Annotated in this window: 22 protein-coding genes and 1 tRNA gene; 18 read left to right on the top strand and 5 right to left on the bottom strand. The window is 36.9% G+C overall.

All coding sequences use genetic code 11. The features are described 5' to 3' along the window. The first annotated feature begins 174 nt into the window (after window positions 1-174). Complete coding sequence (locus IGI37_RS13860; protein WP_438762652.1) at window positions 175-2,322, top strand: HelD family protein; 2,148 nt, start codon at window positions 175-177, stop codon at window positions 2,320-2,322. A 241-nt stretch (window positions 2,323-2,563) separates the two neighbouring features. Then, window positions 2,564-2,636 (top strand) — tRNA-Lys (locus IGI37_RS13855). 223 nt (window positions 2,637-2,859) lie between these two features. Here the strand turns inward: IGI37_RS13855 and IGI37_RS13850 are convergent. The 4 genes from IGI37_RS13850 to IGI37_RS13835 all read right to left on the bottom strand — a co-directional run bounded on the left by IGI37_RS13850 (window position 2,860) and on the right by IGI37_RS13835 (window position 7,115). Continuing rightward, the gene (locus IGI37_RS13850; RefSeq protein WP_438759476.1) at window positions 2,860-4,188 is read right to left on the bottom strand and encodes an ISL3 family transposase; all 1,329 of its coding nucleotides are present in this window, start codon (window positions 4,186-4,188) and stop codon (window positions 2,860-2,862) included. A 181-nt stretch (window positions 4,189-4,369) separates the two neighbouring features. Further along, a complete protein-coding gene (locus IGI37_RS13845; protein ID WP_438762650.1) occupies window positions 4,370-5,125 on the bottom strand; it encodes a response regulator transcription factor in 756 nt (251 codons plus the stop codon). Continuing rightward, window positions 5,122-5,895 carry a GHKL domain-containing protein gene (locus IGI37_RS13840; protein WP_438762648.1) on the bottom strand — a complete coding sequence of 258 codons (774 nt, stop codon included), beginning with the start codon at window positions 5,893-5,895 and terminating at the stop codon, window positions 5,122-5,124. Before IGI37_RS13840 ends, IGI37_RS13845 begins: the two co-directional genes overlap by 4 nt. A 665-nt stretch (window positions 5,896-6,560) precedes the next feature. Next, window positions 6,561-7,115 carry an accessory gene regulator AgrB gene (locus IGI37_RS13835; RefSeq protein WP_438762646.1) on the bottom strand — a complete coding sequence of 185 codons (555 nt, stop codon included), beginning with the start codon at window positions 7,113-7,115 and terminating at the stop codon, window positions 6,561-6,563. A 366-nt stretch (window positions 7,116-7,481) separates the two neighbouring features. On the opposite strand from IGI37_RS13835, the gene IGI37_RS13830 reads away from it, so the two are divergent. The 9 genes from IGI37_RS13830 to IGI37_RS13790 all read left to right on the top strand — a co-directional run bounded on the left by IGI37_RS13830 (window position 7,482) and on the right by IGI37_RS13790 (window position 17,313). Next, window positions 7,482-7,622, top strand: a complete 141-nt coding sequence (locus IGI37_RS13830) for a thiocillin family RiPP (RefSeq protein ID WP_438762644.1) — start codon at window positions 7,482-7,484, stop codon at window positions 7,620-7,622. 236 nt (window positions 7,623-7,858) lie between these two features. Further along, window positions 7,859-9,289, top strand: a complete 1,431-nt coding sequence (locus IGI37_RS13825; protein ID WP_438761152.1) for a transposase — start codon at window positions 7,859-7,861, stop codon at window positions 9,287-9,289. A gap of 774 nt (window positions 9,290-10,063) precedes the next feature. Next, the gene (locus IGI37_RS13820; protein WP_438762642.1) at window positions 10,064-10,912 is read left to right on the top strand and encodes an ABC transporter ATP-binding protein; all 849 of its coding nucleotides are present in this window, start codon (window positions 10,064-10,066) and stop codon (window positions 10,910-10,912) included. Beyond that, window positions 10,909-11,640 (top strand): hypothetical protein, encoded by a 732-nt coding sequence (locus IGI37_RS13815; RefSeq protein WP_438762640.1) that lies wholly within the window; start codon window positions 10,909-10,911, stop codon window positions 11,638-11,640. The genes IGI37_RS13820 and IGI37_RS13815 overlap by 4 nt, the downstream gene beginning before the upstream one ends. A 109-nt stretch (window positions 11,641-11,749) precedes the next feature. Further along, complete coding sequence (locus IGI37_RS13810) at window positions 11,750-12,787, top strand: hypothetical protein (protein WP_438762638.1); 1,038 nt, start codon at window positions 11,750-11,752, stop codon at window positions 12,785-12,787. 617 nt (window positions 12,788-13,404) lie between these two features. Next, entirely contained in the window at window positions 13,405-14,499 is a 1,095-nt protein-coding gene (locus tag IGI37_RS13805; protein ID WP_438762636.1) for a FecCD family ABC transporter permease, read from the top strand. 4 nt (window positions 14,500-14,503) lie between these two features. Further along, complete coding sequence (locus tag IGI37_RS13800) at window positions 14,504-15,265, top strand: ABC transporter ATP-binding protein (RefSeq protein ID WP_438762634.1); 762 nt, start codon at window positions 14,504-14,506, stop codon at window positions 15,263-15,265. Window positions 15,266-15,278: 13 nt separating this feature from the next. Continuing rightward, entirely contained in the window at window positions 15,279-16,289 is a 1,011-nt protein-coding gene (locus tag IGI37_RS13795; RefSeq protein WP_438762632.1) for an ABC transporter substrate-binding protein, read from the top strand. After that, window positions 16,279-17,313, top strand: coding sequence for an NAD(P)/FAD-dependent oxidoreductase (locus tag IGI37_RS13790; protein ID WP_438762630.1), 1,035 nt, complete (start codon window positions 16,279-16,281; stop codon window positions 17,311-17,313). Before IGI37_RS13795 ends, IGI37_RS13790 begins: the two co-directional genes overlap by 11 nt. 190 nt (window positions 17,314-17,503) lie before the next feature. Here the strand turns inward: IGI37_RS13790 and IGI37_RS13785 are convergent, their stop codons facing one another. Continuing rightward, the gene (locus tag IGI37_RS13785; RefSeq protein WP_438762628.1) at window positions 17,504-19,021 is read right to left on the bottom strand and encodes a helix-turn-helix domain-containing protein; all 1,518 of its coding nucleotides are present in this window, start codon (window positions 19,019-19,021) and stop codon (window positions 17,504-17,506) included. A gap of 387 nt (window positions 19,022-19,408) precedes the next feature. Here IGI37_RS13785 and IGI37_RS13780 point away from each other — a divergent pair, with 387 nt between their 5' ends. The 7 genes from IGI37_RS13780 (at window position 19,409) to IGI37_RS13750 (ending at window position 26,657) form a co-directional block, all read left to right on the top strand. After that, complete coding sequence (locus IGI37_RS13780; RefSeq protein ID WP_438762626.1) at window positions 19,409-19,969, top strand: DUF1836 domain-containing protein; 561 nt, start codon at window positions 19,409-19,411, stop codon at window positions 19,967-19,969. Next, window positions 19,962-20,819 (top strand): DegV family protein, encoded by an 858-nt coding sequence (locus tag IGI37_RS13775; RefSeq protein ID WP_438762624.1) that lies wholly within the window; start codon window positions 19,962-19,964, stop codon window positions 20,817-20,819. Before IGI37_RS13780 ends, IGI37_RS13775 begins: the two co-directional genes overlap by 8 nt. 183 nt (window positions 20,820-21,002) lie before the next feature. Beyond that, complete coding sequence (locus tag IGI37_RS13770) at window positions 21,003-21,698, top strand: MIP/aquaporin family protein (protein WP_438762622.1); 696 nt, start codon at window positions 21,003-21,005, stop codon at window positions 21,696-21,698. Window positions 21,699-21,918: 220 nt separating this feature from the next. Next, on the top strand, window positions 21,919-22,623 hold the full coding sequence (gene yycF / locus IGI37_RS13765; RefSeq protein WP_438762620.1) for a response regulator YycF: 705 nt from the start codon (window positions 21,919-21,921) through the stop codon (window positions 22,621-22,623). A gap of 6 nt (window positions 22,624-22,629) precedes the next feature. Beyond that, on the top strand, window positions 22,630-24,474 hold the full coding sequence (gene walK, locus IGI37_RS13760) for a cell wall metabolism sensor histidine kinase WalK (protein ID WP_438762618.1): 1,845 nt from the start codon (window positions 22,630-22,632) through the stop codon (window positions 24,472-24,474). Further along, on the top strand, window positions 24,471-25,799 hold the full coding sequence (locus IGI37_RS13755; RefSeq protein WP_438762615.1) for a YycH family regulatory protein: 1,329 nt from the start codon (window positions 24,471-24,473) through the stop codon (window positions 25,797-25,799). The genes walK and IGI37_RS13755 overlap by 4 nt, the downstream gene beginning before the upstream one ends. Further along, the gene (locus IGI37_RS13750) at window positions 25,800-26,657 is read left to right on the top strand and encodes a two-component system regulatory protein YycI (RefSeq protein WP_438762613.1); all 858 of its coding nucleotides are present in this window, start codon (window positions 25,800-25,802) and stop codon (window positions 26,655-26,657) included. Window positions 26,658-26,727: the final 70 nt, after the last annotated feature.

Genomic DNA, 26,727 nt, shown 5'->3' with positions numbered 1-26,727 from the left:
GATGACCACGTGTCAAAAACTGGAGACTTAGTTTCTTTATTTTTCTTGAAAAATTGGTTGACTAAAAGAAAGCAGTTTTTTAAGTTGATTTTTCCCAATCATTTATATTGAAAAATCGACATAATTGGCGTAAAATGCTTGAGCAATACTATTTATTTTACGAGGAGAATGTGTATGGTCAACACACGAGAAAAACAGTATCTGCAACAAACGTATGGCGAGTTAATTGAAGCAAAAGAACAATTAACACAACTATTAAAACGGGCAAAGGAGGAAGGCATTTCAGCATTAAGCGAGATGTCAGGAGATATTCGTCTTAATTTTGACAGTGTTCTTGATAATCTAGATACATTTTCGATGATCGAGATGAAAAACCGTGAGATTGATCAGATGAATATCAAAGTGCAATCAGCAGATTTACAATTGCAAAAAGTCAAACGACTGTTAGAAACGCCGTATTTTGGGAAGGTTTCAGTCGATTTTTTGGATTCTGAACCGGAAGAGGATTTCTATATTGGAATTCACAATTTTGCGAATGAGGTAGGCGAAAACCGCATTTATGATTGGCGGTCGCCTATTGCGGAGCTATTTTATAACAACATGATTGGGCCGTCTAGTTACCAAGCTAATCAGGTGAGGATTGAAGTGGAGATTTTGAAGCGGCGTCAGTTTCTGATAGAGAGGGATAACTTGATTCGCTTTTTTGATACATCCATTGCGATTCAAGATGATGTTCTTTTAGCAGCTTTGGAACAAAATTCGACAAAACAAATGCAAGATATTACTTCAACCATTCAAAAGGAACAAAATACGATTATTAGAGACACCGCTACTCATAGTATTTTAGTGAATGGTGTGGCTGGAAGTGGGAAAACTTCAACTATCATGCAACGAATCGCTTATCTGCTGTATTCATTACGGCAGGAAATTACCTCAGAGGATATTTTAATTCTGTCGCCTAATAACAAATTTATTCAGTATATTAGTGATGTTCTGCCTTCTCTAGGTGAAAAAAATCCTAGAAACCAGACTATTGTCCAATTTGCGCAGCAGTTCCTAGAAGAGGCGATTGAAGATGAGGCTACCTACTTTAGTCGAGTTAGCTCAGAAACGGTTAATGAGCAAACTACTGTTTTACGCAGCAAGGAGTTTATCACTTTTCTCAAAAATAAAAGTCAAACGATGCGACTAGATGAACTTCCTTTAAAGGATATTGTCAAAAAAGGAAAGGTCATCATTTCAAAAGAGCGAATAAAGGAATGTTATCAAAAGACACCTAGTGAAGCATCCCTCATCGAACGAATCCAGGCAACAAAAAAACTGTTAGCGGAGTACTGGGAGATACGGTTATTACGCCAAGCCAAAAATGAAGAGACGCAAAATCAAATTTTATCTTTGTCAGAAGAACAACAAACAGCCTATTTTGGTGGCTTAATTTCAGATGACTCAGAAAAAAGTATTGTCGCATACGGTCATAAACTCTTAAAAAGAACGTACAGAAAGATAACGAAATCTATTCAACAAATCGATTGGTTAGATAAAGAAGAATTTTTTTTGAGACTATACAAACAGTTTAAAAATGAAACTTACTACACTAATCAGAGTGAGTATACGCTAGATGAAGCGATTATTATGTTGTACATCCAAAATTGTTTTATAGAAAAGCTCGATCTTCCAAAGACCCGTTTTGTGTTAGTTGATGAAGTGCAAGATTATACGCCTGCACAAATACAGTTATTAATCGAGCTATTTCCTAGTAGTCAATTCACACTCGTTGGAGATGAAAATCAATCAATTTTTAATTCCTCCATTTCATTTTCGGCTATTGTGGAAGCCTTTGAGGAGTATAAAAAACCAATCTATACGTATCATTTATTGAACAGTTATCGTTCAAGTGGGGCAATCACAAAGGTCTTTAAAAAGTTGAGTCTGCAGTCTGCCGAAGAAATGGAGATTGTTCCAGTTCGACCAAATGGAGAAGAACCACAAGTTTATGAATGGACGAATGAACAAACTTTTCCTCAACTCATTCAGGAACGAATCTCTCATGTTGAAGGAAAGTTAACGATTATCACCAAAACGATAGATGAGGCCAATCATCTAACCAAACTTTTAAAGAAGGCGCTGGCTGAGAAGAAGATTGAGGTTTACCCAATTAGCCTTTCTAAGGGCTTGGAGTTTGACCATGTCTTTTTGTATGACGTATCTGAAAGTAATTACCATTCTGATCGGGATAAACGGATTCTCTATACCGCCGTTTCACGGGCGATGCAAACATTAAGTCTAGGGTATTCAAAAGAGTTAACCGAGTTCTTGAAATAATCACAGCGTTCGCAGGTACAAAAATGAGTACGTGTACCTGCGAATTAATCGCTGAAAATAGCTAATAATGAGGAATTTGAAGCGTGGGACTATAAATAAAACGGCCTTTTTTGAAAAAACTACAGAAGATGATTGCATTTGATTTTTGAAAGTGTTAGAATAACTGAGTGATTAAATTACAAACGTGAGAGTTGGTTCTTTATTTTTATAAAGTCTCCATATCCACAAATTAATTTTTTCTGGGGGTATAGCTCAGTTGGTAGAGCAACAGACTCTTAATCTGTGGGTCTAGGGTTCGAGCCCCTATGCCCCCATTGGGTGCCAAACCCACGACATCGGATTTCCATTGGCGTTATTTATAACGTTTAGAAAATGGAAGTCGCGGTGTCATTTTTTTTTGCCAAAAATCAGATGTAGGTAAGATTATAGAACCATAAAGAGCCAGAGACATAACTTTTTTTGGCACTTTGTCAAATGGTGTTGTTTTAAAAATAAGTCACAGAATTGAGAACACTTTTGGTGTTCTCTTTTTGTTTTTTAAATGAGTTCACAGAGACCTTGTTGGACTAGAATCCGCAGGCGTAGATGGCGAAATGTTCGGAATCCAAAGGCAATACGTTTGATTACTTTGATTAGGTTGTTTTTTCCTTCTAGTTTCCCGTTAGAATAGCTGTACATCAAGGCATTACAAATGGCTTTTCGATGCTTTCGCAGGTAGAGAATGGCTTTCTTGAATCCTTTATTCAATTGCGCAGGAAGTTGGTCGATACAAGTAAAGAAGCCCTCATAATCCTTAGTTTCAAAGGTTTCTAAGAGTTCTTGATAAATTTCATAGCTTTCTCTGAGGTCAGAATCCACGGTTAGGAGATGGTCCAAAACCTCTGATTCTGTTACATATCTCTTTTGAAAGAGGGGAAACTGCTTGAGCGCACTGTAGTTGATATTTTTATGTTTCTTTAAAAGAGTCCGCCAATATTTTTTTAACTTGCGATAGTCCTTTTGGGCAAGGGCATCACTTTTTTTTAGTTGATTCATTGTTTGAATTCGTTGTTTATTAAAAGCTCTACTCAGTTGTTGAATCACATGAAATCGATCAATCGAAATTTTGGCGTAAGGAAATACATCTTTTACAAAGCTACTATAAGAAGCATTCATGTCCATGACAATATGGGTGACTTTCTTTCGTGCCTTTAGCGTAAAACGCTGAAAATACGCACGTAGCTTGAAGTTTCTTCGGTCGCTTAAAATGTCAAAAATTTGTCCTGTATCTGCGTCACTGACAATAAAACACATGGCTCCTTCACAATCTTTCGTTCCTTTAAACTCGTCAATCAATAAATGAGCTGGCAAGTAATGAGGGTTAAAACGGGGTTCTCTATGAAAAGAGTCTAGAACTCGTTCAACCGTTTTAAAAGAGACAAAATAGCGTTCGCCAATATCTTTCATTGAAATTTTCCGCTTCAAATCAATGGCAATAGCGAATTTCAATGGGTTCGAAATGTAACAATTTTCCTGAACATAGGTCGTCTGGGCAGAAAAAGTGGCGGTACATTGTTTACAACGGAAGCGCTGCTTAAATAACCGTAAGTAGGTAGGAACCTCTTGATACGGAATGAGCTGAATAAGACTCTCATAATACGCATGACGAATAATACAGTGTCCTTCATTGACAGAGCCGCAAGCAGGGCAACAAGAAGGTGTATAAGTAAGTACACCGGTAAAGACGTTGGATAGCTTGCCGGAGATCGTTTCTTTAGATAAGGGGTCCTCTACAAAGTAAAGGTTTGGATCTTTTATATTTAATAATTTTTTTATCAATTCACTTGTCTTTTCCTGTTTTTTTCTGTTAATCTTAGTTATAGGCATTTGGTTTCTCCTTCTATATTTTGTTTAGGCGACTTAATTATAGAGGAACCAAATGCTTTTTGTTATAAAAAAATTTGGAGTTCCTACTCATTTTTTGAGTAACAACACCAAATATTATAGAGCCCTTTTTTTAGTTATGTTTCTGGCTCTTAGCATCCGAATAAATGACAGGATTTCAAAATTAAGGTTCAATCGCAGGGCTTAGATTCAGTTCATACATTTTTGAGAGTAATGGTTTTATCTTTCGGTGTGCGACCATACATGAATAATCATTACTAAAATGAACGATTCCATCAGAGCGACTTACCTCACTGATATTTTGTAGATTAACAACAAATGAGCGATGTGTTTGAAACAGATACTCATCCATTTTTTTAATTTCACTTAAATTTGCATAGAAATCTACAAGCCTACGTTTACAAACGAGACGAAGCTTATGGGATATTTCTGTCGTCTCAAAATAATAGATATCTGAGAAGGGTACTTGAAAGGTTGTATGTTGATTTTCAAAAAAGAATATTTTGCGATTGTCTGCTTCACCTATACGATTCGATTGACTGACGGCTTTTTCGACGTGCTGGGCAATTTTTCCATTTTCCCATTCTTTATCAATGAAATCAAAAGCATAAACTTCGTAGGCGTAGGTAATCGGTGCAAACTCGGAATGAGTGGTAACGAATGAAAGAACACCATTGAAGTCGAATGAGCGGATTTCTTTTGCTAATTCCAATCCTCTATGCCTGTTGTTATGAATCTCGATATCCAAGAAATAGATATTATTTCCTACAGTTTCCCGTGCTTTTTTTAAAAGATACTCCGGTTTTGAAGTAACAACAAAAGAGGAAACATTCCATTTGTTTTCTGCAATCACATGTTTAAGAATTCGTTCGAGCCGCTGTTGCTGTAAAACATCATCTTCTAATAAAAAGATATTCATTGTGTCTCCCCCTTAATAATCAATGTTTGGCGAAATAATTGTCGGTTATATTCTGTATGTAAAGAAACCTGATGCGAACTTTTTAAAATGGTTTGGACGGTATTTAAGCCAAGGCCTCTTTTTTGTCCTTTAGTGGAATAACCTTTTTCGAATATTCTATGGAGATTGATTTCTTTCTCAACAATAGAGTTTTCGATAATGAGCTGAACGTCATTAGTCTCCTCATTTTTTAGATAGACAATGTTCATTAAGGGCTGTGTTGATTCTAGAGCTGCTTCAATTGCGTTGTCTAGTAATATTGCTACAATCCGAACGTAATCCAAGGTATCTATATTTTCGTCAGCGATAGTCTGTTGAATCTCTAAATTTACAGCGATACCGCTCTCCCAAGCTTTTATTACATGGGAAGAAAAAACACTTTTTACAGGTAAGGTTTTTAATAAATTCAACTTAGCCAAAGAGTGGTGTTCATCCTGTAATTTTAGACCTTCATCGTTTAATATTTGTTCGTAGGTTTCCTTGATAATTGTTGTATCCTGTGTTTGAACACTTTCATTCAAACTAATCAAAATATTGCGGTAATCATGGCGGAAGCTCCGAAGCTCGTTGTACATGGCTTCAACCTGTTCAACATAGCTAGATAAGTCGGTTAGCTGAGCATCTTTTAATTGTTGGATTTGAGCTTGATCCCAGGCTTTAATCTTATTGTCGATATAACGGAGTAATGAAATGATAGTTATTATAAAAATAAGAACCATATAACCTCGCAATGGGTTTACTCCGTTATGAAAGATGTTTACTTCCAACCAGTAGCTCGTAAATTGAATCGTACAACAGGCAAATAGAATAATGTTAATAACTAGTAAGAACTTTTGACTAAGTTCTTCCCCATACATTTGTAAAAATTTTAAATTTGGTCTGATTGCTTGGAAAATTAGCCAATTACATAAAATCGGAAAGCTAGTACTGATAACTAAATCAAAAAGTATAAGGTTCTCTATGTAATATGATTGTCCAAAAAGATAGTTGATAGATATATTGACTAAATAACTAAATAAAGAGAAAGAAAATATTGAGTAGATACTATAGAAAAACAAGATATTTTTGCTTGTTTTTTCTTTTCTACCGATAAACATCAAGTATAGGATAGTCGGTAGGTATAAAAAGTAATCAAATATTGAATAGCTAATAAAAATAATTATAGGGGCTAGTAATATATAATGCTTACACACATTGAAATTAGATAACATTTTGTAAATAAATATTATAGATAAGCTTTGTGCTATTGAATACACTATAGGGCTCATATATCTATTGTACTTTCATTCTTGGATGTACAGGTTCATAGGCAAATAAAGAGCATGAGGCTTCAGTAGCTACTAATAGGATAGATAGTATAACTAAAGACCTAATAAACATATGTAATTTATTGATTCTATAATACTTTTTGATAGTTTTCATAATTGTTATAGCTCCTTTTGGTTAATTTATAATAGAGGGGACTTATTAAGAGTGTTTCTAACGAAAGTCCTAAGATTATTAATATTTGGAAATAATTGGTTAACAATAAAAATGATAGAGAGAGCATAGTTATCACAGTGATGAAGGATAGTATAGCTTTTCTTTTTCTATGCTCAGCATTGATTAATGGATTTTTTTCTGTGTCGGCAGGAGCATAGAATAAAACACCAACTAGACAGCAAATCGATAGAACAGTCAGGGACCACCCTGGAATAACTAGTGCTGATTCTTGTAGTAACCGAGGAATCCCAACAAATGTGACAATTCCAAATATAGAACAGCCTATTGAGGTTCGTGCATGCCAACCTCCTGCGTGATGTCTCAGTAAAATATAGGCGCCATTCATTATCGCTGTTTCTAGCATCGTTCCCAATAAATACGCAGCTAAGTAAATTTGAGTCATTTTAAATAGGTTAAGTAAAACTATTTCTATAAAGTAACACGTATAATCATATTCAGTTTCATCCATATACAGACGAGCATTAATTTTTTTGGGGAAACACAAGTTATTTTATGGGGCGTATTTATTGCCCAATCCCGTCTATGTGTCTTTAGTTTACCTTCATTCTGTAAAAGCAACAAGAGAAAATTTGTGATAGTTTTGATTTTTTATCAGTAGTGATGTAAAGAATAGAATCTATATCTATCCTCATACTTTTTTCCACTATCTACATTAGAAGGCGCCTTCTGATGTAGAAAATCTAAGTAATAAGATAAAGTAGGGTGAATTCTTGATTGGAAAGTACGGAGAATCTATTTAAACAAAAATAAATAACCTCGAAGCCCTATCAATTTCTGAATATGGCAGAGCATTATTTCCCCATTATGAGCAATTATGGAAGAACAGTTAGAATTGGATGGAGTTGCCGAGTTTTCTATGGGAGGCTTCTTGGCTACAAGTGGGGGTTTCGCAAGTGCTGTTTCTTGCGGCTCAGCAGTTTCATCAGCTTCTTCGTTCTCTTCATTTGTAAGCTAAAGTAAATTAACTTCCTATATGAGTCTTATTAGCTAGTTAAGTCATCTAGGAAACTCTAGATGCTCATTGTTCGTGGGTTCCAAATTCTCAACGAAAAGAATTCCCCCCCACTTTTTTTAACTCCCCTCAAATGTTTCTTTGAAATCCAAGGGGTATTGCTTGACTTTTTTTAATCGCCTACATAATCAGCGAGAACAGACCTAAACCCCTGTATCTCACTGAAAGTAGGACTTTTTATGTTAAAACAACTTCAAACACACCTAGACTATCTCTCCACACAAGAAAGATTACTCCCTCACGTCACTCCAGAAGCAAAGGGTGAATACCAGGAGACGATTGAACTGTTTCGACACCTAAATTTTGATGCAGCACATGAACTGCTTGCTTCACTTTATTCTCATACTGGGCGTCCAGCCCTCGTTCAAATCGAAATTTTGCGCACAATGATTCTATGTGCCTATGAGAAAATTTCTTGGGAGACCGCTTTGTATCGACTAAATAATCGCATCGTGTATCGCGTAATCATTGGTATCGATAAAGAGTCGATTCCAACACTACCTTCTTTTTATGAGCTTAGTCGTCGCTTAATGCCGACGAATGAAAAATCGATTTTAAGAAAGAAACGCGCGCAAAAGCCAACAGAAAAATATAAGAAAAACGAAAAGATGCCTGAGTCTAAGAAAACTTGGACGCAACGCATGGCCGACATTGCACGCAAAGGAACCTTCACCTTGTATCGACCCGACCGCTTCTTACAAAAGCTCTTTAAGCTTGTTAGTATCGATACCTCTGTTAGTTACGGCTTACTTGATCCAGAGCTATACGTATCAGGAGACGGTACCTGCGTCTATACTGGGGCATCTGCTTATGGCACGGTTGTTTGCGATTGTCGGAAACAAGGAATCTTCCAGTGCGACTGCCCAAAACGTTATTCAGATCCTAATGCCACATGGGGCTGGGAAAGTTCAAAAGAACGCTACTTTTATGGCTACAATGCCTATCTACTCTCCACTTATAATGCCGAACGAAAACTTGATTTACCCCTGTATTTACGAATGGTCAGTGCCAAGCGTCACGATAGCGTGTCTGCGCTTATTGGTCTAGCGGAGTTTCGTGACCTTTGTCCAGAATTCAAGATGAAAGGTTTTTTATCTGATTCCGCATCTGACAACTATGAAACCTATCATTTACTGAAGGAATGGAAAATTCCAGCCTTTATCGCATTGAATAATCGAAAGGAAGGCACGTTTACATACAAACAAGTCGAAATCAATTCAAACGGTATTCCTATTTGTGAGGGTGGCCTCGAAATGACGTACGACGGGCGTGAAACAAAGCGCAGTCGAGCAAAATTCCGTTGTCCAGCAAAAATGAAGAAGTGCATCAAATGTCCGTTAGAGAAACCTTGTTCTTCCTCACCTTATGGACGAACGGTTTATACAAAGACCGATGATAACCCCAGATTCTTTACGGAGGTTCCGCGAGATTCAAAACAATGGCGTACAATCATGAAGCAACGAACAAACATCGAAAGAATCAATAAGCAACTCCTACGAGACTGCGGGATTGAAGCGAGTGGCGTTCGAACACGCAGTCGTCTCACGCTGTGGTTAACAGCGGCCATGATGGTGATCCACCTCAAAGCACAATATAAATACGCTGGTTAGCATTTTTACTTAAAAAAATTTTTTTAAGCCTTACGCTTATTTGAGTGCGTCTTCTTTTGTGAAAGAGCTGAGCAGAACATCGTGACTCGTTCAAATACGATAAATTTCCATATTTTTATACTTATCCCCTCAATTTTAGCAAGAATTTATCCCATCTTTCCTAGTTCACTCCTAGTTTGTAAAGGAGGGAAACTTATGGAAAGGTGTAAAAATTGCGGGAACGATAAGTTTGAAAAGGTGTTGTAATTTATGCAAGTGAAACAGAAGAAAAGCTCTTGGTCAGTATCAAATTTAGAAATAATTTTTTGCGTAAGATGTGGGGAAATTACAAAAATCTATTGTTTTAAATCCAGAGAAGTTTATTTAAAATTTATCAAAAGTAGTGAGCCCTCTTGTCAAAGAACGAAGAAGAGTCCATTTATTAGATTCCGTAGCTTGTTACTAACTTAAATGAATATCCAAAAAAAGAATACAGCAATACGTTGAAGACTAGTTCATCATTAGAATCGACTTCAACGTATTGCTATTTTTTTCATTGATTTTAAGTCATTCTGTGTATTTTATAGAAAAAAAAGCTACTGAATTGCGGAATAATACTGATGAGAGTTGTTCAGGGAATTTTTTGCGGAATTCATTTATGGTGGAAATATAATCATTCAGGGGGAGCTTCTATCCAATAAACATAAAAACGATTATTGTTGATTCAAGGGTAGTTTTATTCTTACAAATATCATACAAGTTCGGGAAATAGTTTTAAGGAAAGAGGGATATTAGATGAAGACAATATTGGAAATTAAACATCTTTCAAAGAAGTTTGCTAATTATGCAGCATTGCGAGATATTAATTTTGAAATTGGACAAGGAGAAATCGTTGGTTTTTTAGGGCCGTCCGGTGCTGGGAAAACGACAACAATCAAAATCGTTACAGGACAATTACGACAGACGTCTGGAACGGCGACACTATTAGGAAGAGACAGTAAACAGTTAACACATGAAATCTATAAAGAAATTGGGATTGTTTCAGATAATAGTGGAATTTACGAGCGAATATCAGTCTATGATAATTTACTATTATTTGCCAAGCTATTAGAGGTGTCTACAAGCTATATTGATCAATTATTAAAGCGAATTGGCTTATATGATCAGCGAAAGCAAAAGGCCGAAAAATTATCTCGTGGGCAGAAACAACGCTTGATTTTAATTAGAGCACTTTTACATAAACCAAAAATATTATTTTTGGATGAGCCGACTTCTGGATTGGATCCTAGCACCACACTTGAGGTTCATAAAGTCTTGTTTGAACTAAAGGAACAAGGAATGGCGATTTTCCTCACGACACATGATATGCAAGAAGCAACCAAGCTTTGTGACCGAGTGGCGTTGATCAATGACGGTGAAATCGTTGAATATGGCACACCTAAAGAATTATGTTTGAAATATCATACAGACAAACATTATTCTGTATTGTTAGATAATCAAACAGAGGTTGTGACGGATGATAATGAAGAAGCTGTGAAAAAAATAGCTGATTGGTTATGCCAGGGCCGGCTACAATCAATTCATTCATCAGAACCAACATTAGAGACAGTATTCTTAACAGTTACAGGGAGGGAATTAGCATGAGTATTTCATTAAATCGAGTTTCTACATTGTGTATTTTCAAAATGAAGGCGACATTCTCTAACATGTATACATTATCTTTTCTATTGTTGCCTCTACTAGTAGTGGTGGCTATGCCGTTAGTAGCCCAGGACTCTAATGAAACAGCAATCTATCTGATGGCAGCTCAACTGTCAGTACTTTTTAATTTGGTCGGTGCAGCCTTGACCGTTCCAATTATTCAGATGGCTGAGGAAAAGGAAAAGTATACACTAAGAACATTGATGGTCTCTAGTGTGACCGCTTGGGAATATTTAATTAGTAGTATCTTCCCAACCTTTCTTTTATCTTTTCTAACCCAATTTTTGATACTTGTTTTTTCAAAAGTAACTTATACTACACCGGCGCTAGTGGTTTATTTACTTACTTCTGCTGGGGCAATAGCAATCAGCTGCTTAATCGGGATGTGTTTTGGTCTATTTGCCAAAAATCAACTACAAGCATCTATGCTTCCTATGCCGATTATGTTGGCTATGGTGGCTATTCCAGTTTTGGCAAAAAATAATGAAACGCTAAGTACCATTCAAAGTTTTTTATACACAGACATCATCACAGAACAGGTTTCGGCGATGTTTACGAAGGTGAGCTATGATTTTTCAGTCAAGAAGCTGCTAGTTTTACTTGTAGAATTACTTATTGCTATTATTGGATTTATCGTCATCTATAAGCGAAATGGTTTCGAAAGTGACTAAATGATAGGAATCACTTCAAAGTAAAATTCATTTTTGAAGTGATTCCTATCTATATTGAGTTCCTTACTGATAAATAGATATAATATATTTTGGGGAGAGTGAACAAACTTTGCTTATATGTATAGTCGTTATTGTTATTGGTCTATTAATTGGCATTATTTTTTGTAACACGAAGGTGAGACATCTCAGCTTCTATCATTTAAAAAATGAACTAATAAAAAGACTAAGAAGATGGATTGTAAACTCTTTTGACATAGTAAATATCGGACAGATAAAAAACTTTACTGGTAGAGCGTATGCGTATATAAGGTTAGGTGCTACTGGTTTTATAATCTTTTTATTAATTGCATTGATGGATAAAGATATTAATGAAGGTGGTTTGAATAATATTTGGTATGTCATAACTATGTTAATGACTACATATGGAGTTGGTATGTTAATTTGTGATGGCATAGCAACTTCTATTATGCTAATAAATTTTCGGGTCTCTGTTCGTAAAGAAAAGAAAGTGCTAGCTGATTTTCATGAATTGATGGATAATGTGAGGTTTGGATCTGTACGACATCTACTAAGAAATATTTCTGAAGATACGACAATGCAAACTGCTATGAATGAAGTGAAGTTCGAGCTACAGATACATAAAAACAGAGATGCCAAGAACACAGAGAATAAGCGTAAAAGAAAAGCAGTAAATGATTCACCGTACTTCTATATCACATCTTATAGGAATTATGACATCTTTATAATCTTAATTACTCAGTATTTTGAAAAAGTAGAGGTTAGTGAGCTTAGGCGTATGCTACTTTATCTAAAAATATATAAACAAGATGATAGTTGGAAGAAGGCTATGGGTACAGTTGGCCCTATAATACTTGGTGGTATCATTTGGATAGCAGAAAAAAATATTTTTGGTATAAAGACTTTCTTGAAAAGATATTTGGAAAATGCTGATTGGATAAAAGATAAATTAAGTGAAATCGATTTAGACAACGTATTTATCCTATACTTGTTATGTGTCTTTATTTGCTTAATTATTGTGTTTATCTTAACTATTGTCGTGATTTTTAAGGATAAGAAGTTAAGACAGACAGTTATCGTAATATTAGAGAATACCATAAGGATTAAAATAGAGGAAGTAAATTTATAGGGTTTAAGTTCCTTTGCACAAGGGTACTATATTGTTACATTATGGAATGGAACTTATAGATCATAGAATGGAAGTATATAATTCCATCATGTTTTAGGGAGATAGAATTATTCACATAGATATTACGTTAAGAGTGAATTTGGTAGTGTATTTAAGCCTAGTAACATATTAGTTTGAATTTATTATTTACACAAGTTCAACAAAATCTACACAAGGTACTCACTTTCAAAAGAGGAAACAGTAGGAAGTAATTGAATTGGCAAATAAAACAGTCGTAGGTAACCAACCTATTGTTATCGAAGGAGACTAGTCAAGGATGCAATCCATCTTTTGTGGAACCAGCATAAGAATGTTCTGATGATGGTAGAAGCGAAAAAATAAATCTTTTCAATAAAAATATCCAGGCCGAGTGATGCTACTTGGTTTTTTTTGTGTTCACGAGTAATTTTGCTTTATTCAACGTTTAGGTTGTGATTTTTTTCTCAAAAACAAAAAAATCTATCAATAGTTAATTGTAATTGGCAAATGCGCATGTTATTATAATTGATACTGAGAATCATTCTCAATGATAGGGTTCTCAATTTAACTCCATAGAGTAAAGAATGGACGGTGTTTGATTGCAGTTAGAAAAGAAAGTCGAAGCGCAAGCTAAGGGCGTTCGAAAAAAGATTCAAATTTTGATTACTTTAGGTTTTATTAGCATTTTTGCCTTATCGATTCTCATCTCTTTAGGAAATGGTCAGGCGAACATTTCTTTTCAAGAGGTTTGGCACATTTTAGTCTATAAAGTAACGAATGGCGCATTTGCTTCGGAGACGATTGAGTCAATCAATCAAGCGACAGTCAATATTGTGTGGTTTGTTCGAACGCCAAGAATTCTGGCTGCCGTTTTTGTTGGCTGTGGTTTAGCCGTGAGTGGGGCAGTGATGCAGGCCGTTGTTCAAAATCCTTTGGCAGATCCCTATATATTAGGCATCTCATCGGGCGCTTCTCTTGGTGCCACATTTGCAATCATGATTGGTTTTGGTAGTGCCTCAATATTTTCACAAATGGGTCTGTCAGTTAGCGCGTTTATTGGGGCTTTATTAGCGACATTTTTTGTTTTATTACTTTCTAGTGTCGGTGGGAAAATGACGTCTATCAAATTAGTTCTTTCAGGAACAGTGATTAATTCGGTACTAGGCGCCATCTCAAGTTTGATTATTTTCTTGGCGAATAATGCGGAAGGAATGAAGACGGTCACTTTTTGGTCAATGGGAAGCTTGGCATCGGCTAGTTGGGCGAAGCTGCCTTTTTTAGCGATAGTGACTAGTATTGCTGTACTCTTTTTTTGTACGCAGTATCGAATATTGAATACTTTACTGTTGGGTGAGGAAACAGCAACAACTCTGGGGATTTCTCTGACCGTTTACAGAAGGCTCTATATGCTGATTGCTTCTCTCCTTACTGGAATCATCGTCGCAAGCTCAGGGATGATTGGGTTTGTGGGTTTAATTATTCCTCATATTGTTCGTGGAATTTATGGCTCAACGCATAAAATTCTTATCCCAATGTCAGGATTTGTGGGAGCTCTGTTCCTAATTTGGACGGATCTATTGTCGCGCATTTTATTACCAAATACGGAACTTCCCATTGGAATCTTGACAGCAATTATTGGTGCACCCATTTTCATTTACATTATTTTGAAGAAAGAATATCGATTTGGGGGATAAAGAAATGCTTGAAGTAAATAATCTATCCGTCAAGATAGGGAAAAAAAGAATTTTGGACAAAGTGGCACTTTCGATGAAGACCAATCAATTTGTGGGAATTATTGGTGCCAATGGGAGTGGTAAATCGACTCTCTTGAAAACTATCTATAAAGGGCTGGTTCCAACAGAAGGAACTGTTTCATTTCGAGGAATGGATCTATTAAAAACACCAGCGAAAAAGGTGGCTCAAAAAATCGGTGTCGTTGGGCAATTTAACGAGTTGAGTTTTGATTTTAGTGTTTCTCAGATGGTGTTATTAGGAAGAATGCCACATAAACGGTTGTTGGAGAGTGATACGGCAGAGGATTATTCAATTGTGGCGCGCGCACTTGAAGAGATGGGACTGACAGCGTATCGAGAAGAAAGTTTTTTGTCATTATCTGGAGGAGAAAAACAGCGGGTCATTCTCGCGCGGGCACTTGCTCAACAGCCGGAGTTTTTGATTTTGGATGAGCCAACGAATCACTTGGATATCCGCTATCAATTGGAATTAATGAACCGTGTAAAAAAATTAGAGATTGGTGTGTTGGCAGCGTTGCATGATCTAGATATGGCTGCCTCTTTTTGTGACTACTTGTTTGCTATGAAGGATGGTCAAGTGGTGGCAGAAGGAACGCCTGAAGAAGTTTTAACAAAACAGTTGATAGAAACGCTATATGGTGTTCAATGTGAGATTTATAGAAATCCTATCACACAGAATTTGGCGTTTCATTATTATATAGAATAGGTGGAATTTATTGATGAAAAAGTGGGCAACAGTACTTATAACAATCACGGCATTAGCACTCTTTACCGGATGTGGTTCAAAGAGTGAGCCAACAAAGAGCACTGAAAAAGAAGAAGGATATCCTGTGACGATTCAAAATTTCACGAAGGCTGAGGGAGGGACTGAGTGGCGTGTGAAGGAGCAGGTTTTTGAGAAAGCACCAGAACGAGTGTTAGCGAATACACAACCAGCTGCTGAATTGCTGTTACATTTGGGCTTACAAGATCGAATTGTAGGTGTCGGCGCTGTTTTTGGCATGTCAGATGAAGAGGTCTCCCAAGAATTTAGTAAACTGAATCATCTATCTGATGGGTATCTTAGTAAAGAGGCTGCTTTGAGTGTCGATCCGGATTTAATTTATGGTCGTGGGGGATTATTTGAAAATGAGGAGTGGGGCAATGGCACGGTTGATTCAATCAATGAGATGGGGATTGCGACCTTTGTTCAAGAAACCTCAACAGATAAAGCAACCTTTGAATCGGTGTATCATGACATTGACCATTTGAGTGAATTGTTTGATGTGCAATCAGCAGGAGAGAATTTTAAAGAAGAACTAAAAGGCCGAGAGAGTGCCTTGAAAAAGCAAGTTACTGAAGTAGGAAAAGAGCAAACCTTTGCGTTATTGTTCATGAGCGATCCTAGTGATCTGTCCATTTACTCAGCAAGTGGGGAGAGTTTTTTTAACTCAATGATGAAAATGGTTAAATTAGATAATGCTTTAGGAGATATTCAAGGGGACGCATCGCTGGAAACCTTGATTCAACGTGATCCGGATGTTCTAATTGTTCCAGATTGGTCAACCTATAAAGAAGGCGCCAAAAAAGATGAGATGGTGCAGGCTGTGTTGTCTAACGAAAAAATTTCTAGTCTGAAGGCTGTTAAAAACAAACAGGTCTATTCCGTCGATTATAACTACATGTTTGGTTATGGTTATCAATCTCTAACAGGAATGGAGCAGCTGGCGGAGGAATTGTATGGGAAATAGCAACGACCTAGATAAACAGTTAGAAAAACAAGTTGATTTGGTTATTATAGGTGGTGGTCCAGCAGGCTTATATGGGGCTTTTTACGCAGGGTTACGCGATATTAGCGTGACGCTTTTAGAAGCTCAGGAAGAATTAGGCGGGAAACTAAACTTTTACCCTGAAAAATTTGTTTGGGACGTGGGTGGGTTACCGCCGACTAAAGGCAAAATAATTAGAGAAAACCTAATTCAACAAGCGACTACCTTTGAGGCAACAATCTATACGAAGGCAAAGGCTGTGCAAATTAAACAAGAGGAACAGTTATTTTATGTGGAGGATGCAACAGGTCGTATCCATCCTTGTCGAGCAATTCTGTTTGCAATTGGGGGTGGGATTGTGTCACCCACAAAACTGGAATTAGTCATTTCTGAGGAACTTCAATCAGCGATTCATTACACTTTTCCTAGTCAAAAAGAGCTTCGGGGAAAACAGATTCTCGTTTCTGGTGGTGGAGATGCGGCGGTTGATTATGCAAATGATTGTTTGAAGTATGCGCATCAAGTAAAATTGATTTATAGAGGTAACAAGCTAAAGGCACATGAGACAGCTATTCGCAATTTTCAAACGAATGGTGGGGAGATTCTCCTAAATAGCGAGATTCACCAGATAGATAAGAGCCACAGCGGGCAACTGAGACTTCAATTAAAAAATCAGATGATGTTAGAAGCGGATCACCTGTTAGTCCAGCATGGTCATGAGCGAGATAGTTCGTTTTTAGAAACACTCGAGTTTTCTTTCGCCAAAGAACAGGATTTCTATTTTTCTTGTGAAGAGCCGACGAAAACAAATGTTGAAGGGATTTATGCGGCCGGGGATATCCAGTTCTCAAAGGGAAAGCTCTATCTTTTGGCTGGTGCCTTTCAAGATGCAGCGACGAGTATCAATCAAATCAAACAGTATCTAGCACCTGAGAGCAGCAACTATGCAATGGTTTCTTCCCATAATCATAAATTTGATCAACGAAATGATGCATTAATTGAATAAAACAACGAAGGTTGGGGTTGGGACAGAAGCGTTTAACTCCGAGCACCGGGTATAGTCACTGTGCAACATCAACTCATACTTCGTTGTGTTTTACAGCACTATGAGCGCAGGATGTAACTTAAAAAGTTAGGTCCTGCGCTCTTATTTCGAACCTAAATCGTGTGAAAATTGTAAAATAACCAAGCTGTATCTAGAGCGTGTGGCTAATCTGATAGCGATGGACAAAAGTAAAGAGTCGGCTCCAGCTTTCTTGATTAGTGGGGTCATCAAAATAAAAATAGTTGTCACTTTTATAACGTTTTTCATAAAAATCAGAGATAATAATATCTGCGGTTGTCATATCTTCAATGACTTCTATATTTTCGCGACCAAAAAAATTGTAGAGCTGACTATGAATATAGACGGCACCAAACATATTTTTGGAAAATTGAACATAGATTTTTAAGGGTCGTTGTTTCATCTGTGATAAAAAATAATAGACTAAGCTATGTCCTAGCGTGAGATGAAAGCTAGAAATTTCGTCTTTATTTATAAAGGCTGTTTTTTCTAGAAACTGATTGAAAAAGCGTTCTCCTTTTTGATACAGTTTAGATTTGACTGTTTGCATTGTCGGATTGATAAACATAAAGTCTTGCAAATGAGAGGAATCAAAACCGATAGAGCGAATGTTAATTATATAGATGGAAAAAAAATACGAAAGCTCACATTTTAACTCATGGTAATTGCTCATGTCTTTCATCTCAGGATTTTCAAGTGTCAGAGCATTAATGAGCTGTTTGCAAAAATCAATCAGTTCATTGTCTAACTGAAGGAGACGCTGACCAATTTGGAGTTGAATTTCATGTGGATCTTTATAGGAATTAAATATCCGACTCATAAAATTAAAAAAAAGTCTTTCAGAAAGTAAGGCCTCGCTATCCTGGATCATCGGATAGTGCGTCTGTAACAATCTATTAAGTGGTCCTGACAAATCATTGATGTCTTGAAATACAGCTAAGATTTGTTTTACAGATTCTTCTAGATGTAATTTTTTTTTTCGAACGGGATAAATCTGATGAATGATAGCTAAAGAGTGTAAAAACTTGGTTTGTTTAGCTAAAGATGAGTCAAAGATGGCTTTGAATTCTCGTTCTGTGAAACAAGAAAATAGTTCATCAACTGAGATATTTTTAAAGAGCCACTCAATGCCCTGTGTGACATTCCAAAAAAAATAGGTTTCAAAAAGGCGAATATTCGCATTGCTTCCAGAAATGCCCAGGCTGTCTGCGTTAAAGGAGTAGTCAATTTGAATATGAAAGGGTTTTAGGAATTGGTTAGCAGTCAGTAACAATTTATAAATATAAGGCAGGCTGATGGCTAAAGAAGCTGCCAAGTCATGAATGCTTCTGATTGAAGTTGAAAAAATCCTTTCAAGTAGTTGGAATTGTAGTGAATTGATATGGTATCGATAGTTCATTTTTCGTAATACGTATTGACTATTAAACGGTGTGGGATTATCTATAGAGTAGCCAACTTCTTCGATTATCTTAATTTGATTAAATTCTTTTATATTGTGTAAGTCTTCGTTTATGGATTGAACATATCTTTTTAATGTGGATGCTGAGACAGCCAGCTCAGTAAGAAGCCAGTCTTTACTGATAGGATTGTCCTTTGTCACGAGATATTTTAGGAAAACGAGTTTGCCTACTTCACGCTTGTTTAGAATCATTATTCATGCACCCTTCTCTTTTAAATATGAATAAAGATACCATGAGTTTCTTCGTAAGAAAAGCGGATACTGGAATTATGAAACGAATACATTCAGCTTTTAATCGAATTTTAAGTAGATGTAAAGGTTGATTCCAATAAAAGTCGAATGAATGTGATATTCAATAGTTTGATTTTTAAAAAGGAAGGTTATTTAAACGTTTCCGCTAATTCTTTTTGGATAGGCATTAGGTATTTCTGAAGAATAAGGAATTACTATTGATAAGCATGAAAATTTTTTGTCAATTTCACAAGTAATCAAAAAATGTACTATCTAGTTTTCGAAACTAATTTGAATGTTTTTGAAAACTATGATAAGATGTTATTGAAATTTATTAGAGGTGAACGTATGAATGAATTAAAAAAAGAACTCGAAAAATGGAGCCAAGAGCTTTCCGCGTTTCATTTACCCAAGTGGGAAGAGTTACCTGAACTTGATTTATATATGGATCAAGTGATTACCTTGATTGATCGCTATCTTTCGCCTGTGATTGAGCCAGATAAACATACGTTATTGACCTCTTCCATGGTGAATAATTATGTCAAACTAGGACTTATCCCGGCACCTGAAAAAAAACGTTACTCCAAACGGCATGTGGCTTTTTTGGTGGCTATTACCTTGTTAAAACAAGTACTGACAATTCCAGAAATCAAAGAAGGAATTTTATTTCAAGGAAAAGCAGTTGGCATAAGAGAGGCCTATAATCTATTTTGTCAAGAGCAGGAACAGGCGATTCATATTGCTTGTCGCCAAGCTCGTGGGGAAACGGTCACGATTGCACAACAGGAAGTTAGACTTGAATACTTAGCGGTAAAAGCGGCGACTGCTTCGTTTGCAGCCAAGCTTTTAGCAGAGAAAATGATTGAACTTGAAATGAATTATATGAAAGAGGGACACTTTGATGAATAAAGAAAAAATCGCTATTTTGGTAGACTCAGGAACAGATGTACCGGAGGAAATTATCAAACAAGAAAATATGTACATGATTCCGTTGAAAATTATATATAAGGATCGAGAGTATACGGATAAAGTGGATATTACTGCTGACGAAATCTATAAAAAATTGCCAGTAGAAATCCCAAGCACTTCCTTACCAGATGGAGAGGCGATTACACAAATCTTTGATAAAATTAAAGAAGATGGTTATGAAAAAGTGTTAGCAATTACTATCTCTAGTGGTTTAAGTGGGACATTTAATGTGGTTCGTTTGATAGGTGAGCAGTACCAAGGGTTAGAGACATTTGTTTTAGATACTAAAAATATTGGGATTGGTGCAGGCTTTCAAGCAATACGTGCAGCTGAGCTTTTGAATGCGGGCACTGGATGGACGACTTTAAAAAAACAATTGAGTGATGAAATTAAAAGAAACAAAGTCTACTTTAATGTAGCGACCTTGGAATATTTGCAAAAGGGTGGACGAATTGGTTTGGTTGCTTCAATCTTGGGGAATGCCTTGAAGTTGAACCCGATTATTTCTTGTAACGACGAAGGAATTTATCATACAGTTGCAAAAGCACGTGGCCGCAAGAAAAGTTTAGAAAAGACCGTTGAATTAGTAAAAAAATTCGTTGGCGAGCATGTTCACTTTAACTTGGCGGTAGCGCATGGTGATGCTTTAATTGATGCAGAGTGGATGAAAACCAAACTACAAGAAACGTTCCCTAAAGTTGGTCAAATCTACTTTGGTCAAATTTCTCCAGCATTGGTTGTTCATACGGGACCAGGACTACTAGGCGTGGGTATTCAAATTATTAAGTAATGAGACTATAGAGGGCATTAAGGATGAATTTGTTTAGCAAATTTAACCTTAATGTCTGTTTTTATAAGAAAATGGCTTGACCTGTAAACCAAGATAAATAACAAAAGACAAGAATGAGAAAAAACTAATTTTTATTTCAAAAATAATAATGCAAAAGTTACCCATTTTCTTTCTGAAAATGATATGATTGATTTCATGAAAGAGGTGGAAATTTTGAAAAAAGCAATAGCAGAACTTATTGGTACATTTATTTTAGTGTTTATCGGAACGGCAACTGCTGTTCTAGGCGGGGGAATTGATGGGATTGGAATTCCAGGTATTGCCTTGGCATTCGGCTTAACGATTGTGGCCGCGGCTTATAGTATTGGGACGGTCTCAGGAGCTCATTTGAACCCGGCTGTTTCAATCGCTATGTGGGTTAACAAACGAATCACAGCAACAGAATTACTTTATTATGTGGTAAGCCAAGTACTTGGGGCTATTTTAGCAAGCTTCACCTTACGATTTTTATTGAGCGATGCTGGAAAGTCACTAGAAAATTTAGGCCAAAATGGTTTTAGCGAGTTAGGAACAGGCGGTGCTTTGGCTGTCGAAATCATCTTAACATTCATTTTTGTCTTAGTTATTATGACGGTAACCAGTGCGTCAAAAGGAAACAGCAAGCTTGCCGGACTCGTGATTGGTTTGACTCTAACACTTGTTCATTTTGTAGGGATTCCATTAACAGGAATGTCTGCAAACCCAGCAAGAAGTATTGGCCCAGCAATCTTCGTCGGTGGCGATGCACTTAGTCAGCTTTGGGTATTTATCGTGGCGCCAATCATTGGTGGTTTACTAGCAGCCGTAGTGGCTAAAGCTTTGTTGAACACAGAAGAATAGGTCATCCTTCAAAAACTATTAAAAGGAACAAAAATCACAGGTTGATTTTTGTTCCTTTTTTTTACCTTAACAACTATTTTATGGATATGAAATGTGCTATCTATGCACAAAAAATCTCAGTTTTTTCTACTGTAGATTTACGAAGGATGAAAGAATTTCAGAAATGAGGTATAATGAGTAAGAATCAATAGAGATGAAAATGAAACCGAGGTGGCTTCTAATGAAAAAAATATTAGTAGTAGATGATGAGAAACCAATTTCAGATATTGTGAAATTTAATTTGACAAAAGAAGGCTATGAGGTGTTTACAGCCTATGATGGTGAAGAAGCATTGGAACGGGTGAAGGAAGTTGAACCAGACTTAATTTTACTTGATTTGATGTTGCCAAAAATGGATGGACTTGAAGTGGCTCGTGAAGTGCGCAAAACGTATGACATGCCGATTATTATGGTAACTGCAAAAGATTCTGAAATCGACAAAGTATTGGGGCTAGAATTAGGGGCAGACGATTACGTAACCAAACCTTTTTCTAATCGTGAGCTCGTCGCTCGTGTAAAAGCCAATTTACGAAGAGGTGCGGTTCCTGCCAAAGAAGCGGAAGAGACTGCGCCATCAGAGTTATCGATTGGTGATTTGACGATTCATCCAGATGCTTATATGGTGACAAAACATGGGGGAACGATTGAATTAACACATCGTGAATTTGAATTATTATTTTATCTAGCCAAACACATTGGTCAAGTAATGACACGTGAGCATTTGTTACAAACTGTTTGGGGTTACGACTATTTTGGCGATGTTCGGACGGTCGATGTAACGGTGAGACGTTTGCGTGAGAAGATTGAAGACAACCCAAGTCATCCTAATTATTTAGTGACGCGCCGTGGTGTTGGTTACTACTTACGTAATCCGGAACAGGAGTAAGCTTGCATGAAAAATAAAGTTCGTTTTTATCAATCAGTGAATTTCAAGATTGCCCTAGCGTTTATTTTAATTTTACTGATTGCTATTCAGATTATTGGGGCTTATTTTATTCGAGGATTAGAGAAGGAGACTATCAATAATTTTATTACGGATATGAATTCTCGAGTGACCGGTCTTGCTTCAACGGTTGGACCAGAATTGAATAAAAAAGGCGAAGACGGACAAGAAACAGAAGACGTGACAGCGAATATTCAACGAATTATTAATAGTAGCTCGTTACCTGATGTGATTGAGGTTCGTGTGATTGATGATAAAGGGATTGTTCGGGCAACTAACCGCTCGAATGATTCTAGTATCATCGGCAAAAAAAATGACTATACGCGAGCCAATGATTTCACCAGCAAACAAGAGGTCGTGCTTGATCCAAGCACTGATAAACGAGTGAACATCAATATACAACCGATTCAGTCCCCGACTGGCGATGCCAATATCGGGGTTCTTTACGTTAAAAGTGATATTGAAAAAAAATATTCGGAAATTAGTGATACGGCGTTAATCTTCTTTACTGCGTCAATGATTGCGGGACTTATCTCAATTGTTGTCGCTGTTCTTGTTTCTCGTTCAATTACACAGCCGATTGGCGAATTAAAAGAGCAAGCATTACGGATTGCACGTGGCGACTATTCAGGCAAGGTTCAGGTGCATGGGAAGGATGAATTGGGTCAGCTGGCCGATACGTTTAACCAACTAGCTGAGCGAATCGCCGAGGCCCAAGATACCATGGAATCTGAGCGGAATCGATTGGATAGCGTCTTGTCTCATATGACGGATGGTGTTATTGCGACAGATCGACGAGGTAAGATTATTACCATTAATGAAATGGCGCTCTCTTTATTAGATGTCACGACAGAAGAGGCAATTGGCGAATCAATTTTAACCTTGTTGGATATTGAGGAAGAGTATACGCTAAGAAAACTCTTAGAGGATACGGATGATATGGTTTTAGATCGTTCCGTTTCAGCCCAAGAAAAAGATCAAATGATTTTACGCGTTGATTTTGCGATGATTCGTCGTGAGTCAGGGTTCATTAGTGGGCTAGTGGCGGTGTTACATGATGTCACTGAGCAAGAAAAAACGGAGAGAGAACGAAGAGAGTTTGTTTCGAATGTCTCTCATGAATTACGCACCCCATTAACGAGCATGAGAAGTTACATTGAAGCATTGAGTGAAGGCGCTTGGCAAGATCCAGAAATTGCGCCAAACTTTCTAAATGTAACCTTGGAAGAAACTGATCGAATGATTCGGATGATTAATGACTTGCTCAGCCTTTCAAGAATGGATTCTGGTAATGCAAACATCCAAAAGGAATTCGTTAATTATAATGAGTTAATTAGTTTTATTTTGGATCGATTTGATATGATGGTAACCAATCAAGAAAAAAAATATACAATTCGCCGAGAGTTTACCCAAAGAGACTTGTGGGTTGAGGTGGATACAGATAAGATTATTCAAGTAATTGATAATATCATGAATAATGCAATCAAATATTCGCCAGACGGAGGAACAATTACTTGCCGTTTGCTTGAAACACATAATAATGTTGTATTGAGTATCAGTGATCAAGGGCTAGGAATTCCTAAGAAGGATCTTGCTCGAGTCTTTGAACGGTTCTATCGTGTAGATAAAGCACGCGCTCGTGCACAAGGTGGAACAGGGCTTGGCTTGGCGATTTCTCGAGAAGTAATTAAGGCGCATGGTGGCTCAATTTGGGCTGAAAGTAAGGAAGGAAAAGGTTCGACCTTCTATATTTCTCTTCCATATGAGCCTTACGAGGAGGATTGGTGGGAATGAAAATACCTGAAAGAGTCATTCAAATAGGATTGGCATCCTTAATCTTACTTAGCCTGTATTTTACCTATGTCATTTGGCTGAGTCCGGCCAATAAGGGGACAGCAAGCCTAAGTAGTGCAGCCAATCCAGTTGTGGCAACGCCAACAAATTATCGAACGGCAAGAGAGACCTTTTTACCTTTACGAGTCGTTTGGTTTCAAGGAAAAGAGATAAAAGAAAGCACGAGTGAAAACTTGATTACGAACATTCAAAAAGAACTCAGCAAAGCATCGATTGGCAAAGTTGAAAAAAAAGGTAGCGAGGATGAAAAAGAATTTGCTTCATATAGCCAGATAAAAGAGGGAATTGAGATGGGCTACGCATCAAATTTCTTACTTTCGAAGTATGATGAAACTTACAAAATGTCGATGGATCTGGATGCAGTCAATGATGGGAATGTCTATTTTAATCATTTGCAAATTGATTATGAGAAGAAAAAAATTCGTTTTTTAAACTACAGTACGTTTTCTGTCTATGAGGCAACTATTGATATCAATGAGACGGCCATTAAAGAATTTTTGACACAGAAAAACACTTCCTTACTTTCCATGAAAAGTGCGGAAGACTCAATTTTGAGTCATCAATATAGTACACGAGATAGAATCAAATTGAAAAAATATAGCTATATTCTCGCTCAACAGCCAGTCTCGTTGTTTAGGAATGCGTTTTTCCAAAATCCTGAGAATGTCCGAGAAAATAATTCTGTTTATTCTTTTTATAGTGAACGAGAAGTATTATCGGTCTCATCGGATGATCAGCTGATTGATTTTAAAGGAGAAAGCCCGGGAGAAGAGAAGCGAATGGATATTTTTTCAGGAAGCTTTTCTTATATTCAAAAGCTAAGCAATACGATTGGGAATCTTCGTTACTTTGACTATGACTCTGGTACCGTGAACTATCGGACGTTTGTTGAAGGGTTTCCTGTCTTTAGTGATGGGAAACAGGGAAAAGTTAGTATTAATATTCAACGGACGACAAATAGTCAAAACGGTAAGCAGTCCGCTTACTCTGTTCAAATTGCCACCAGTAGAAACACGATCCAAGTGCCAATTCCTTCTGATGAGGAAGTCGAATTGGTTAGTACCAATGAGGTGATTCAGCAGTTACTCGACAAAGGAGCTCTTGTTAACAAGATAAACAATGTCATGATTGGATACACTTGGGAAGTCATCAAAGATACAAAATCCGTCGTTGACTTGAAGCCTGAATGGTATGTTCAATATGAAAATACTTGGTACTCAGCCAGGGATTTACTCCAAAAGCTACCAGAATTGGAGGCGAAGTAAGTGGATTATCGTAAAATTGAATGGATTTTTTTAATCGCATTTTTAGGGCTCAACCTGTTTTTGTTTTCCATTTACAGTGAAAGTCAAAATGAAGAGAGTCTAATTAGTCGCTACAATCAAACAGAGTCACTTGAGAAACGTCTAGCAAATGACAACATCCGTGTCAGTCGCAATTTTTCTACAAAAAAAAATGAGGGTTACTATTTAAGTGGTGAGCAGACCGATATGTCACAAGCGATAGACCAAGCCAATGAAAAAGCAAATGTGAAACAGTTTTTAGAGTCAGGTGTGAGTATTACTGAAAATACGTTGACCAATAATTTAAGAAATGATTCATACGTTAATGAAGAAAAAATAGAAGAGAGTCTGACGGAGTTTCTGCGGAAGAAAGACCGCGTTCTTTTTGGCGATGAATATACGTATTTAAAGTATTTTTCAAGCAGTAACGAAGGATTCCAAAAGTTAGTTGCAGCTCAAAGTTTTGAGGGGATTCCTTTTTATGATGAGACTGCGAAAATCGAGGTCACCCTAGAGCCTTCTGGCGAGTTATTAAAAATTAGTAAATACACCCAAACGCATATTGAAGGGATTGAGACGCTTCGTGAAAAGATGGATCTTTATACAGAATATGATGCGGTGAATACACTCTATACAAACAACCGGATTCCTAGTGGTTCAAAGATTAAGTGGAGTCAATTAGCTTATTCAAGAATCTTAAAGGTTCGTGAAAAGAATGTCTATGTTCCTGTGTGGTTCATTGCGATAGAAACAAATGAAAAAGCTCTGCAAGTTGAAAGCGTAAATGCCATTAGCAATACCATAACAACCAATGCGATTGTCCCTAAGATTAATCAGTAGTGATTGACAAGAGAGAAAAGGATGGTTATCTTATAGCTAGTATATGTGTTTGCTACTATAGATATCAAAT

Source organism: Enterococcus sp. AZ194, assembly GCF_051713825.1.
Lineage (GTDB): Bacteria > Bacillota > Bacilli > Lactobacillales > Enterococcaceae > Enterococcus_K.
This window is presented reverse-complemented; position numbering and strand designations above follow the sequence as displayed.

Excerpts from the sequence above, each read along its gene's own strand:
- IGI37_RS13860 (WP_438762652.1), top strand. The coding sequence starts at position 175 with ATGGTCAACACACGAGAAAAACAGTATCTGCAACAAACGTATGGCGAG.
- IGI37_RS13850 (WP_438759476.1), bottom strand. The coding sequence starts at position 4,188 with ATGCCTATAACTAAGATTAACAGAAAAAAACAGGAAAAGACAAGTGAA.
- IGI37_RS13845 (WP_438762650.1), bottom strand. The coding sequence starts at position 5,125 with ATGAATATCTTTTTATTAGAAGATGATGTTTTACAGCAACAGCGGCTC.
- IGI37_RS13835 (WP_438762646.1), bottom strand. The coding sequence starts at position 7,115 with ATGGATGAAACTGAATATGATTATACGTGTTACTTTATAGAAATAGTT.
- IGI37_RS13830 (WP_438762644.1), top strand. The coding sequence starts at position 7,482 with ATGGAAGAACAGTTAGAATTGGATGGAGTTGCCGAGTTTTCTATGGGA.
- IGI37_RS13825 (WP_438761152.1), top strand. The coding sequence starts at position 7,859 with ATGTTAAAACAACTTCAAACACACCTAGACTATCTCTCCACACAAGAA.
- IGI37_RS13820 (WP_438762642.1), top strand. The coding sequence starts at position 10,064 with ATGAAGACAATATTGGAAATTAAACATCTTTCAAAGAAGTTTGCTAAT.
- IGI37_RS13815 (WP_438762640.1), top strand. The coding sequence starts at position 10,909 with ATGAGTATTTCATTAAATCGAGTTTCTACATTGTGTATTTTCAAAATG.
- IGI37_RS13800 (WP_438762634.1), top strand. The coding sequence starts at position 14,504 with ATGCTTGAAGTAAATAATCTATCCGTCAAGATAGGGAAAAAAAGAATT.
- IGI37_RS13795 (WP_438762632.1), top strand. The coding sequence starts at position 15,279 with ATGAAAAAGTGGGCAACAGTACTTATAACAATCACGGCATTAGCACTC.
- IGI37_RS13790 (WP_438762630.1), top strand. The coding sequence starts at position 16,279 with ATGGGAAATAGCAACGACCTAGATAAACAGTTAGAAAAACAAGTTGAT.
- IGI37_RS13785 (WP_438762628.1), bottom strand. The coding sequence starts at position 19,021 with ATGATTCTAAACAAGCGTGAAGTAGGCAAACTCGTTTTCCTAAAATAT.
- IGI37_RS13780 (WP_438762626.1), top strand. The coding sequence starts at position 19,409 with ATGAATGAATTAAAAAAAGAACTCGAAAAATGGAGCCAAGAGCTTTCC.
- IGI37_RS13775 (WP_438762624.1), top strand. The coding sequence starts at position 19,962 with ATGAATAAAGAAAAAATCGCTATTTTGGTAGACTCAGGAACAGATGTA.
- IGI37_RS13770 (WP_438762622.1), top strand. The coding sequence starts at position 21,003 with ATGATTGATTTCATGAAAGAGGTGGAAATTTTGAAAAAAGCAATAGCA.
- yycF (WP_438762620.1), top strand. The coding sequence starts at position 21,919 with ATGAAAAAAATATTAGTAGTAGATGATGAGAAACCAATTTCAGATATT.
- walK (WP_438762618.1), top strand. The coding sequence starts at position 22,630 with ATGAAAAATAAAGTTCGTTTTTATCAATCAGTGAATTTCAAGATTGCC.
- IGI37_RS13755 (WP_438762615.1), top strand. The coding sequence starts at position 24,471 with ATGAAAATACCTGAAAGAGTCATTCAAATAGGATTGGCATCCTTAATC.